This is a genomic window from Pseudomonas citrullilanati (genome assembly GCF_030580855.1).
In the GTDB taxonomy this organism is placed as follows: domain Bacteria; phylum Pseudomonadota; class Gammaproteobacteria; order Pseudomonadales; family Pseudomonadaceae; genus Aquipseudomonas; species Aquipseudomonas citrulli.
This window is the reverse complement of record NZ_JAUQOP010000014.1, coordinates 50957-62657: the sequence shown is the minus strand read 5'-3', so window position 1 is coordinate 62657 and position 11701 is coordinate 50957. Positions and strand designations below refer to the sequence as shown.

The window sequence follows — 11701 nt, the reverse complement described above, 5'->3', positions numbered from 1 at the left end:
AAAAAAAGCCCGCAGTGTGAGCGGGCGAAAACCAGAGAAGCTACATGCGCAATCGCTTCCAGGACCAGGCGGCTGCTTGGGGGATCAACTGCCTCGATAGGTTGAATAGGCGTAGGGTGAAATCAGCAGGGGCACGTGATAGTGCTCCTGCTCGGCTGAAATGCCGAAGCGCAGCACCACCACGTCCAGGAAGGCCGGCTCGGCCAGTTGGACGCCCCGGGCGCGGTAGTAATCGCCGGCGTGAAATTGAATCTGGTAGACACCCGAGCGGTAGTCGTCCCCTTGCAGCAACGGCGCATCGCAACGGCCATCGCTGTTGGTCGACGCGCTGGCGACGAGCTGCAGCTGGGCCCCTTCCACGCGGTACAGCTCGACCTTGATCGAGCTGCCCGGGCAACCGTGTGCAGCATCCAAAACATGAGTAGTCAAACGTCCCATTGCTTGTGCGTGCCTCGCTGCAGGGCAGTCCGGCCCGACGCCTCCTGAATCAGTTGAAAGACAAGCCGCACCGTTTCGAAGCACGAAGGACGCGGCGATGAACGAATTAAGACACTTTAAAAGAAAATTGTACACAATAAAAAATAGATATTTATTCCCGATCCCCTCCCTTGCGCGCCGGATGCGGATTCGCCGCTGAACCAGCGGATACGCTAAGCTTCTTCCTGTTAATTGACCAACCGGGCAGATTTCTTGCAGTGCAGGCCCGGGCCTGGCCGTTGTGAAAAATGCGAAAATTCGGGCTTACAAATCGCACATAAAGTTGTATACAATCAGCCCATCGTCGTGACGCCAGCCCAAGATCCATCCCCCGGGGCGCCACCTACATGGTTCGAACAAGAAGGAAGACTGCAGTGAGCGCTGACTACCCACGCGACCTGATCGGTTACGGCAGTAACCCTCCCCATCCCAAGTGGCCGGGCAACGCCCGTATCGCCCTGTCCTTCGTCCTCAACTACGAGGAAGGCGGCGAGCGCAACATCCTGCATGGCGACAAGGAATCCGAAGCGTTCCTGTCGGAGATGGTCGCGGCGCAACCGCTGCAGGGCGAGCGCAACATGAGCATGGAATCGCTCTACGAGTATGGCAGCCGTGCCGGCGTCTGGCGGATCCTCAAGCTGTTCAAGCAATTCGACATCCCACTGACCATCTTCGCCGTGGCGATGGCCGCCCAGCGCCACCCGGACGTGATCCGCGCCATGGTCGCCGCCGGCCATGAAATCTGCAGCCATGGCTACCGCTGGATCGACTACCAGTACATGGACGAAGCCCAGGAACGCGAGCACATGCTCGAAGCGATCCGCATCCTCACCGAAATCACCGGCGAGCGCCCGCTGGGCTGGTACACCGGCCGTACCGGGCCCAACACCCGCCGGCTGGTGATGGAAGAAGGCGGCTTCCTCTATGACAGCGACACCTACGACGACGACCTGCCCTACTGGGAACCGAACACGCCCCATGGCAAGCCGCACCTGGTGATCCCGTACACCCTCGACACCAACGACATGCGCTTCACCCAGGTGCAGGGGTTCAACAACGGCGACGACTTTTTCCAATACCTCAAGGATGCCTTCGACGTGCTGTACGCCGAAGGTGCCGAAGCGCCGAAGATGCTCTCCATCGGCCTGCATTGCCGCCTCATCGGCCGCCCTGCGCGCCTGGCATCGCTCAAGCGTTTCCTCGAATACGCCAAGGGCCACGAACAGGTCTGGTTCAGCCGCCGCGTCGACATCGCCCGTCACTGGCAGCAAGTCCATCCCTGCCCTGACGCGGCGAAACCGGGGGCGTCGAAATGACCGCGTTCCAGACCCTCAAGCCCTCGACCTTGAGCCGCGAGGCATTCGTCGAAGCGTTCGCCGACATCTATGAACATTCGCCATGGGTGGCCGAAAAGGCGTTTGACCTGGGCCAGGACCCGTCGATCGATGAGATCGAAACCCTGCACCAGCGCATGAGCGACATCCTGTTGAGCGCCGATCACGCCAGCCAACTGGCGCTGATCAACGCTCACCCGGACCTGGCCGGCAAAGCCGCCGTCCAGGGCCAACTGACCGAAGCCAGCACGAACGAACAGGCCGGCGCCGGTATCCACCAATGCACGACCGAAGAGTTCCAGCGCTTCACCGAGCTGAACGACGCCTACAAGGCCAAGTTCAGGTTTCCCTTCATCATGGCGGTAAAAGGCAGCAACCGGCACCAGATCCTCGCGGCATTCGAAACGCGCATCCACAACCCGGTAGACACCGAGTTCAACTGCGCGCTGGCGGAGATCAACAAGATCGCGTTGTTCCGACTACTGACCCTTTAGCGAGCAGCCGGATCCAGCGCCTGCAAGCATCCCCCGCCCACTTACCCAAAGGCAGACAAGAAGAATGAAAGCTTACGCCGTACCGTTCGAGAAGTTCGTCAACCTGGCCGACGCCCGCCTGGGCACCAAGATCATCTCGGTCACCGATGATTGGTTCGCCGACGCCAACCGCCTGTTCCAGCCGACCCCGGCCGTGTGGAAGGAGGGCGTGTTCGATGACAATGGCAAGTGGATGGACGGCTGGGAGTCGCGTCGCAAGCGCTTCGAAGGCTACGACAGCGCCGTGATCCGCCTGGGCGTGGCGGGCTCCATCAAGGGCGTGGACATCGACACTTCATTCTTCACTGGCAACTATCCACCGTCGGCGTCCCTGGAAGCCTGCTTCCTGGCCGAAGGCGAGCCGGACGACAACACCCAGTGGACCGAAGTGCTCTCGGCCGTGGAGTTGCAAGGCAACAGCCACCACTACCACGAGATCAGCAACGAGCAGGCCTTCAGCCACTTGCGTTTCAACATCTACCCCGACGGCGGCGTGGCCCGCTTGCGCGTCTACGGCATTCCACACCGCGACTGGTCGGCGGTGGGCGACAACGAGCAGATCGACCTGGCCGCCGCCCTCAATGGTGGCCGTGCCCTGGCCTGTTCCGACGAACACTTCGGTCGCATGAGCAACATCCTCAACCCGGGCCGTGGCGTGAACATGGGCGACGGCTGGGAAACCGCCCGTCGCCGCACACCCGGCAATGACTGGGTGATCGTCGCCCTGGGCCATGCGGGCATCGTCGAGAAAGTCATCGTCGACACCCTCCACTTCAAGGGTAACTACCCGGACAGCTGCTCGATCCAGGGCGCATTCGTCAAGGGCGGCACCGACAGCCAGATCGAAACCCAATCGCTGTTCTGGCGCGAACTGCTGCCGAGCCAGAAACTGCAAATGCACGCCGAACACACCTTCGCCGAGCAGATCAAGGCCCTGGGGCCGATCACCCACATCCGCCTGAACGTGTTCCCGGACGGTGGCGTGAGTCGCCTGCGGGTGCTGGGCAAGGTCGCTAAGTAACTTCCTGTGGGAGCACGGCTTGCCGGCGATGACATTAGTACTGGCGCCATCGCCAGCAAGCTGTGCTCCCACAGAACGAACAACACAGAATTTTGGATAAGAAGCCAACATGCGCACACTCAAGATCGAACCCTTGACCAAAGAAGCCTTCGCCCCGTTCGGTGACGTGATCGAAACCGACGGCAGCGATCACTTCATGATCAACAACGGTTCGACCATGCGCTTCCATCGCCTGGCGACGGTTGAAACCGCCCAGCCGGACGACAAGGCGATCATCAGCATCTTCCGCGCCGACGCGCTGGACATGCCGCTGACCGTGCGCATGCTGGAGCGTCATCCGCTGGGCAGCCAGGCGTTCATTCCGCTGCTCGGCAACCCCTTTCTGATCGTGGTCGCGCCACTTGGCGATGCACCTGTATCAGGCTTGGCCCGCGCCTTCGTCACCAACGGCAGGCAGGGCATCAATTACCATCGCGGCGTCTGGCACCACCCGGTGCTGACGATCGAAAAGCGGGATGACTTCCTGGTGGTTGATCGCAGTGGCACAGGCAATAACTGCGATGAGCATTTCTTCAAAGAGGATGAGTGTTTGATCCTCGCCCCCCACCAATAAGAGAAGCGTCCGATCACGCGAAAACAAGCGTGACGGGCGAGAGGTAAAGACTGTGGAAGCACATATGCTGGAATGGCTGAACCTGAGCATCCGCTGGGTTCATATGATCACTGGCGTGGCCTGGATCGGCGCGTCGTTCTACTTCGTCTGGCTGGAAAACAACCTCAATCGCGTCAACCCCAGGAACGGCCTCGCCGGGGACCTGTGGGCCATCCACGGTGGCGGCATCTACCACCTGGAGAAATACAAGCTCGCCCCGCCGTCCATGCCGGACAACCTGCACTGGTTCAAGTGGGAAGCCTACTTCACCTGGATGTCGGGTATCGCCCTGCTGTGCGTGGTGTTCTACTGGAACCCGACCGTCTACCTGCTGGCACCCGGCAGCGGCCTGAGTGGCCCGCAAGGCGTCGCCCTGGGCATCGGCTCGTTGTTCGCCGGCTGGTTCATCTACTCGTTTCTCTGCGACTCGGCCCTGGGCAAGCGCCCCGCCCTGCTCGGCCTGATCCTGTTCGTGCTGCTGATCGCGGCAGCCTACGGCTTCAGCAAGGTGTTCAGCGGCCGCGGTGCCTACCTGCACGTGGGCGCGGTCATCGGCACGATCATGGTCGGCAACGTGTTCCGCATCATCATGCCGGCGCAGCGCGCGCTGGTGGCCGCCATCGCCGAGAACCGCACGCCCGATCCGGCGCTGCCGGCCAAGGGCTTGCTGCGTTCGCGACACAACAACTACTTCACCCTGCCGGTGCTGTTCATCATGATCAGCAACCACTTCCCGAGCACCTACGGCAGCCCGTACAACTGGTTGATCCTGGCCGGCATCGCCGTGGCCGCGGTGCTGGTGCGCCACTACTTCAACACCCGGCATGACAGCAACCGGTTCGCCTGGACCCTGCCGGTCGGCGCCCTGGCGATGATTTGCCTGGCGTATGTCACCGGGCCCAAGCCACTGTCCACGGCCCCTGACGTGGCCAAGGCGCCTGCCGCCATTGAATACCAACCGCTGCCGGAAACGGCCGTGGGGGGTGGTGCGAAACCTGCGACGGCACCGGCCGCCCCTGCCCCTGCGCCGGCACAGGCCGCCAGTGCCCAGGCCCCGTCGTTCGAGAAAGTCCACAGCGTGATCCAGGAACGTTGCTCGGTCTGTCACTCGGCCAAGCCCACCAGTCCGCTGTTCAGCGCGGCCCCGGCCGGGGTGATGTTCGACACGCCGCAGCAGATCCAGCAACAGGCCGCGCGCATCCAGGCCCAGGCCGTGACCAATCAGATCATGCCCTTGGGCAACATCACCCAGATGACCCAACAGGAACGTGACCTGATCGGTACGTGGATCAACCAGGGCGCACGCACCCAGTAGCCCTGCGTCGAACCGCTCCCTCGTCCTGCGTGACGCAGGTCGACCGGCACCTGGCCGGCCGACCTGCCCTCGCCTGGACACCTGACCAGCCCCCAACGGACACACTTCGCCCACAGGCTCTGGCCCAGCGCTTGCGGTCAGCCTTTGTCACCCACAAAAAGCTGACCATACGGTTGTTTCTTTCGTAAAGAAAAAGGCGTCGCACCCTGACGCCAATAACAAAAACACAGCCCCTTACCTTTGAGAGCACACCGAATGAAACGTAAGTACACCCCGTTGTTGATCGCCGGATCCCTGCTGGCCGGCGGCCAGGCCATGGCCGACGACCTGTTCCAGTGGCAGAACAACAGCCTGACCTACCTGTACGGCAAGGACTTCCAGGTCAACCCGCGCATCCAGCAGACCGTGACGTTCGAGCACGCCGACGCCTGGAAATACGGGGACAACTTCTTCTTCCTCGATCGGATCTTCTACAACGGCATGGAAGACAGCAATGCCGGCCCGAACACCTATTACGGCGAGTTCAGCCCACGGCTGTCGTTCGGCAAGCTGTTCGACCAGAAGCTGGCCGTGGGGCCGATCAAGGACGTGCTGCTGGCGATGACCTATGAGTTCGGCGAAGGCGACAACGAGTCGTACCTGATCGGCCCGGGCTTCGACCTGGCGATTCCCGGCTTCGACTACTTCCAGCTGAACATCTACAACCGCCAGACCGAAGGTTCGCGCCCCGGCGACAACGTCTGGCAGATCACTCCGACATGGGCCTACACCATCCCCATGGGTTCATCCGACCTCCTGATCGACGGTTTCATCGACTGGGTGGTGGACAACGACACCAACGCCCGGGGCACCTACCACGCCAACCTGCACATCAACCCGCAGATCAAATATGACCTGGGCAAGGCGCTGAACCTGGGCGCCAAGCAATTGTATGTCGGTGTGGAATACGACTACTGGAAGAACAAATACGCGATCGAAGACAGCGATGGGTTCAAGACCAACCAGAGCAATACCAGCTTTTTGCTGAAGTACCATTTCTGATCGTTCATCGGGATCAAAAAGCCCCCCATGGCTTTTGTGGGAGCGGGCTTGCCCGCGAAAGCGGACGGTCAGCCAAACATGGATGTCGGCTGTGCCGCCGTCTTCACGGGCAAGCCCGCTCCCACACGGGTCGAGGTTCGTCCTCGGCATAGATCCTCTGTGGGAGCGAGCCTGCTCGCGATGGCGGTAGACCCGCTACCGCATCACTGGGCCAACCCCAGGAACCGAGTCAACGCCTCGCGCTGCGCCAGCGCGTCCTGGCGGCCCAGCTCGATCAGCTCGCTGCAGTACCCCGCTTCGAACAACAGGTAGCTCAGCACCCCCGCGCCGCTGGTCTTGGTCGCGCCCGGGCCGCGCAGGAATACCCGCAACGCACGGGGCAGCTCGTGGCGATGGCGCGCGGCGATCTCGTCGATGGGCTGGCTCGGGGAAATCACCAGCACTTCCACGGGCGCCGCACCCAGGGCATGGGCCGGGACGTCATCGGGCAACAGGTGGCTGAAGCCGTTCAGGCGCTGCAGCAACTCGATGTCGCTTTCCAGGCTGTCGATGAACGTACTGTTGAGCATGTGCCCACCGATCTGCGCCAGGGTCGGTTGCAGGCCGGTGTAGCTGCTCGACATGGGATCCTTGCCTCCCGCCCCCCGGGGGTTGCCGCTGACGCCGATCACCAGCACGCGGTTGGCGCCCAGATGCAGGGCCGGGCTGATCGGCGCCGACTGGCGCACCGCGCCGTCGCCGAAGTATTGCGGGCCGATCTTGACCGGGGCGAACAACAGCGGGATCGCCGAGCTGGCGAGCAGGTGCTCCACCGACAGCGGCGTCGGTACACCGATGCGTCGATGCCGCAGCCAGGCATCGATGGTGCCGCGTCCCTGGTAGAACGTCACGGCCTGGCCGGATTCGTAGCCGAACGCCGTCACCGCCACCGCCCGCAGTTGCTGCTCGGCAATGGCCTGCTCGATGCCCGAGGCATGGAACTGTGCCTCCAGCAGCGCCCGCAACGGCGAACTGTCGACCAGCGCCACCGGCAACTTGGCCCCCAGCCCAAGCAGGCTGTGGGTGATGAAGCGCGTTGCCTGGCCCAGCACGCCGCGCCAGTCGCTGCGCATCACCTGGTGGCTGCGCACCGTTCGCCAGAACGCCGTCAGCCGTTCGATGGCGATCTTGAAATCCATCGCCCCGCTCGCCAGGCTGACGGCGTTGATCGCCCCCGCCGAGGTGCCGACGATCACCGGGAACGGGTTCTGCCCGCCCTCGGGCAACAACTCGGCAATCGCCGCCAATACCCCCACTTGATACGCTGCCCGAGCCCCGCCACCGGAAAGAATCAAACCTGTAACGGGTTCAGCTGGGGTCATCGCAATGCTCCGTGCTCGGGGTGACGTAAAAAATGGCGAAATGCCGTTTCAACCACGCTTGTCGTACAGCTTCGGCTCACCCGGCGGGCGGCTCTTGAAGCGCCGGTGGGCCCAGAGGTATTGCTCGGGGCAGGTGCGCACCGATTGCTCGACCCACTGGTTGATCCGCAGGCAATCGGCCGCCTCGGACTCGCCCGGAAAATCGTCCAGCGGCGCCTGGATCACCAGGCGATAGCCACGGCCATCGGCCAGGCGCTCCTGGATGAACGGCACGACGAGCGCCTTGCCCAGGCGGGCGAACTTGGTGGTCGCGGTGACCGTCGCCGCCTGGATGCCGAAGAGTGGCACAAACACGCTCTGCTTGGCGCCGTAGTCCTGGTCCGGCGCGTACCAGATCGCCCGGCCGGCGCGCAGCAGCTTGAGCATGCCGCGCACGTCGTCACGCTCCACCGCCAGGGAGTCGAGGTTGTGCCGCTCGCGACCCCGGCGCTGGATGAAGTCGAACAGCGGGTTCTTGTGTTCGCGGTACATGCCGTCGATGGTGTGCTGCTGGCCGAGCAAGGCCGCGCCGATTTCCAGGGTGGTGAAATGCAGCGCCATCAGGATCACGCCCTTGCCCTCGCGCTGGGCCTGCTTGAGATGTTCCAGCCCTTCGACGTGGGCCAGCTTCGCCAGGCGCGAACGCGACCACCACCAGCTCATGGCCATTTCGAAGAAGGCGATGCCGGTGGAGGCGAAGTTTTCCTTGAGCAGCCGCTTGCGCTCGGCCGCGGACTTTTGCGGGAAACACAGCTCCAGGTTGCGCCGGGCGATGCGCCGCCTGTCGCCGGCGAACCGGTACATCAGCGCACCCAGGGCACGACCGACCCACAGCAGCCACGGATAAGGCAGCTGGACCACCAGCCACAGCAGCCCCAGGCCGCACCACAGCGGCCAGAAACGCGGATGAAAAAAAGCAGCTCGAAAACGCGGGCGATCCATTACAGCTTCCACAAAGACATGGGCCGCGCATTCTACATCGTTCGACCCGGCTTGCGGCTCGCGGACGATCTCGTTATAAGTCTCGGCACTTTTAGTGACAAGTCGTTGTACGCCGACCATGAGCCAAACCGAACCGCTAGACCAAGATCCCGTGTTCCAGTTGAAGGGCAGCATGCTCGCCATTACGGTGCTGGAGCTGGCCCGCAACGACCTGGAGGCCCTTGACCGGCAGTTGGCGGCGAAAGTCGCCCAGGCACCGAATTTCTTCAGCAATGCCCCGCTGGTGCTGGCCCTGGACAAACTCCCCGCCGGCGAAGGCTCGGTCGACCTGCCGGGCCTGATGCGCGTGTGCCGCCACCACGGCCTGCGCACCCTGGCCATCCGCGCCAGCCGCATCGAGGATATCGCCGCCGCCATCGCCGTGGACATCCCGGTGCTGCCGCCGTCCGGTGCCCGCGAGCGGGTGCTGGAACCGGGCCCGGTCGAAGCGAAGAAAGCCCCGGAAAAACCGCCCGAGCCCACCGTCAAGCCGACGCGGGTCATCACCGCGCCGGTGCGCGGTGGCCAGCAGGTCTATGCCCAGGGTGGCGACCTGGTCATCGTCTCGTCGGTCAGCCCGGGTGCGGAACTTCTGGCCGATGGCAACATCCATGTATACGGCCCGATGCGCGGTCGCGCGCTGGCTGGCGTCAAGGGTGATACGAAAGCCAGGATCTTCTGTCAGCAATTGAGCGCTGAACTGGTTTCCATCGCCGGGCAGTACAAGGTCTCCGAGGATTTGCGCCGCGACCCGCTGTGGGGGGCCGGCGTGCAGATCAGCCTGTCGGGCGACGTGTTGAACATCATTCGGCTTTAACGGATACTGCCGCATTTTCCAAGCATCTCTAAAACGCAGCGAAAACGGCTTTAACGACGCCGGAACAGGACCAGGCAGTGTTTACCGGAGGTAAACCCCGCCCCAAGTCCGACTCCAGCCAGGCCTGTCCACTTGCCGCAGTTTTCCAGAGATGTTCTTCAGGGGCTGACAAAGTCCTTTTTCCTTAGGGGTGAAACACCTTGGCCAAGATTCTCGTGGTTACATCCGGCAAGGGTGGTGTGGGTAAGACCACCACCAGCGCCGCTATCGGTACCGGCCTCGCTCTGCGTGGGCACAAGACAGTCATCGTCGACTTCGACGTCGGCCTGCGTAACCTCGACCTGATCATGGGTTGCGAGCGTCGCGTGGTCTATGACTTCGTCAACGTGGTCAACGGCGAAGCGAACCTGCAACAGGCCCTGATCAAGGACAAGCGCCTTGAGAACCTCTACGTCCTGGCCGCCAGCCAGACCCGCGACAAGGACGCGCTGACCCAGGAAGGCGTGGAAAAAGTCCTGATGCAACTCAAGGAAGACTTCGAGTTCGTGGTCTGCGACTCCCCGGCCGGTATCGAGAAAGGTGCCCACCTGGCCATGTACTTCGCCGACGAGGCGATCGTGGTGACCAACCCGGAAGTGTCGTCTGTCCGCGACTCCGACCGCATGCTGGGCCTGCTGGCGAGCAAGTCCCGCCGCGCCGAGAACGGCGAGGAGCCGATCAAGGAACACCTGCTGCTGACCCGCTACAACCCGCAACGGGTCAGCGACGGCGAGATGCTCGGCGTCGAGGACGTCAAGGAAATCCTCGCCGTGACCCTGCTGGGCGTGATTCCCGAATCCCAAGCGGTACTCAAGGCCTCCAACTCCGGCGTGCCGGTGATCCTCGACGACCAGAGCGACGCCGGCCAGGCGTACAGCGATGCCGTCGATCGCCTGTTGGGCAAGACCGTGGAGCATCGATTCCTCGATGTAACGAAGAAAGGTTTCTTCGAGCGCCTGTTTGGAGGTAGGTAATGAATCTTTTTGACTTCTTTCGTGCCAACAAAAAGCCCAGTACCGCCTCGGTCGCGAAAGAGCGTCTACAGATCATCGTGGCGCACGAACGCGGCCAACGCAGTACCCCTGACTACCTGCCGGCCTTGCAGAAGGAACTGGTGGAAGTGATCCGCAAGTACGTGAACATCGGCAGCGATGACGTGCACGTGGCACTCGAAAGCCAGGGCAGCTGCTCGATCCTGGAACTCAATATCACCCTGCCGGATCGCTGATCGATCCAGCAAAAGCCACGGCGGCTCGGGTCCCTGAGTCCTTCTCCCTGTGGGAGCAAAGCTTGCTCGCGATAGCGTCAACCGGTCCTGACCGACAGACCGTGTCGTTTATATCGCGAGCAAGCTTTGCTCCCACAGGTTTAGGAAAAAGGGCCCGAGCCGCCGTTGGCGTTTGTAAAGAGACTGTCCGCAATGCCCTTGTCCAACATTCGCATCATCCACCAGGACGCCGCCGTGCTGGTGGTCGACAAGCCGACCCTGCTGTTGTCCGTGCCCGGACGGGCCGACGACAACAAGGACTGCCTGATCACCCGCCTGCTGGAAAACGGCTATCCGGAAGCGCGAATCGTGCACCGACTGGACTGGGAAACCTCCGGCATCATCCTGCTGGCCCGCGACCCGGACAGCCATCGCGAACTGTCCCGGCAGTTTCACGACCGCGAAACCGAAAAGGCCTACACGGCGCTGTGCTGGGGCCAACCGGCGCTGGACAGCGGCAGCATCGACCTGCCGCTGCGCTACGACCCGCCGACCAAGCCCCGCCACGTGGTGGACCACGAACATGGCAAGCACGCCCTGACGTTCTGGCGCGTGCTGGAGCGTTGCGGCGACTGGTGCCGGGTCGAGCTGACGCCCATCACCGGACGCTCGCACCAGTTGCGCGTGCACATGCTGTCCATCGGTCATCCGTTGCTGGGCGACGGGCTCTACGCCCACCCGCAAGCCCTGGCCGCCTGGCCACGCCTGTGCCTGCACGCCAGCATGCTGAGCTTCACCCATCCACTGAGCGGCGAGCGCCTGCGCTTCGAATGCCCGGCGCCGTTCTGACCGCCGCGACCTGCAACAAGCCTCCCCTTCTCGAT

At 62.8% G+C, this 11701-nt stretch carries 13 protein-coding genes; 10 read left to right on the top strand and 3 right to left on the bottom strand.

Annotated features, from left to right (window positions below; translation table 11 throughout):
• Window positions 1-84: 84 nt before the first annotated feature.
• On the bottom strand, window positions 85-438 hold the full coding sequence (gene uraH, locus Q6A48_RS12020; protein ID WP_304554329.1) for a hydroxyisourate hydrolase: 354 nt from the start codon (window positions 436-438) through the stop codon (window positions 85-87).
• 413 nt (window positions 439-851) lie between these two features.
• Between uraH and puuE the strand changes: the two genes are divergently transcribed.
• The 6 genes from puuE to Q6A48_RS11990 all read left to right on the top strand — a co-directional run bounded on the left by puuE (window position 852) and on the right by Q6A48_RS11990 (window position 6373).
• Window positions 852-1793: an allantoinase PuuE gene (gene puuE / locus Q6A48_RS12015; protein ID WP_304554328.1), complete on the top strand. Its 942-nt coding sequence runs from the start codon at window positions 852-854 to the stop codon at window positions 1791-1793.
• Window positions 1790-2305: a 2-oxo-4-hydroxy-4-carboxy-5-ureidoimidazoline decarboxylase gene (gene uraD, locus Q6A48_RS12010; RefSeq protein ID WP_304554327.1), complete on the top strand. Its 516-nt coding sequence runs from the start codon at window positions 1790-1792 to the stop codon at window positions 2303-2305. The genes puuE and uraD overlap by 4 nt, the downstream gene beginning before the upstream one ends.
• A 64-nt stretch (window positions 2306-2369) precedes the next feature.
• Window positions 2370-3365: an allantoicase gene (alc, locus tag Q6A48_RS12005; RefSeq protein ID WP_304554326.1), complete on the top strand. Its 996-nt coding sequence runs from the start codon at window positions 2370-2372 to the stop codon at window positions 3363-3365.
• A 109-nt stretch (window positions 3366-3474) separates the two neighbouring features.
• On the top strand, window positions 3475-3978 hold the full coding sequence (locus Q6A48_RS12000; protein WP_304554325.1) for an ureidoglycolate lyase: 504 nt from the start codon (window positions 3475-3477) through the stop codon (window positions 3976-3978).
• 52 nt (window positions 3979-4030) lie between these two features.
• Complete coding sequence (locus tag Q6A48_RS11995; protein ID WP_304554324.1) at window positions 4031-5332, top strand: urate hydroxylase PuuD; 1302 nt, start codon at window positions 4031-4033, stop codon at window positions 5330-5332.
• A gap of 255 nt (window positions 5333-5587) precedes the next feature.
• Window positions 5588-6373, top strand: a complete 786-nt coding sequence (locus tag Q6A48_RS11990) for an outer membrane protein OmpK (protein WP_304554323.1) — start codon at window positions 5588-5590, stop codon at window positions 6371-6373.
• Between the two features lie 203 nt (window positions 6374-6576).
• Here Q6A48_RS11990 and Q6A48_RS11985 read toward each other — a convergent pair whose 3' ends face one another.
• Together Q6A48_RS11985 and Q6A48_RS11980 are read right to left on the bottom strand one after the other, a co-directional pair.
• Complete coding sequence (locus Q6A48_RS11985; RefSeq protein ID WP_304554322.1) at window positions 6577-7734, bottom strand: patatin-like phospholipase family protein; 1158 nt, start codon at window positions 7732-7734, stop codon at window positions 6577-6579.
• A 48-nt stretch (window positions 7735-7782) separates the two neighbouring features.
• A complete protein-coding gene (locus Q6A48_RS11980) occupies window positions 7783-8715 on the bottom strand; it encodes a lipid A biosynthesis lauroyl acyltransferase (protein ID WP_304554321.1) in 933 nt (310 codons plus the stop codon).
• Window positions 8716-8833: 118 nt separating this feature from the next.
• Here Q6A48_RS11980 and minC point away from each other — a divergent pair, with 118 nt between their 5' ends.
• The 4 genes from minC (at window position 8834) to Q6A48_RS11960 (ending at window position 11666) form a co-directional block, all read left to right on the top strand.
• Window positions 8834-9571: a septum site-determining protein MinC gene (gene minC / locus Q6A48_RS11975; protein ID WP_304554320.1), complete on the top strand. Its 738-nt coding sequence runs from the start codon at window positions 8834-8836 to the stop codon at window positions 9569-9571.
• 200 nt (window positions 9572-9771) lie between these two features.
• Window positions 9772-10584, top strand: a complete 813-nt coding sequence (gene minD / locus Q6A48_RS11970) for a septum site-determining protein MinD (protein WP_042728954.1) — start codon at window positions 9772-9774, stop codon at window positions 10582-10584.
• The gene (gene minE, locus Q6A48_RS11965; RefSeq protein ID WP_003179111.1) at window positions 10584-10838 is read left to right on the top strand and encodes a cell division topological specificity factor MinE; all 255 of its coding nucleotides are present in this window, start codon (window positions 10584-10586) and stop codon (window positions 10836-10838) included. The genes minD and minE overlap by 1 nt, the downstream gene beginning before the upstream one ends.
• Before the next feature lie 192 nt (window positions 10839-11030).
• On the top strand, window positions 11031-11666 hold the full coding sequence (locus tag Q6A48_RS11960) for an RluA family pseudouridine synthase (RefSeq protein WP_304554319.1): 636 nt from the start codon (window positions 11031-11033) through the stop codon (window positions 11664-11666).
• The last annotated feature ends 35 nt before the right edge of the window (window positions 11667-11701 follow it).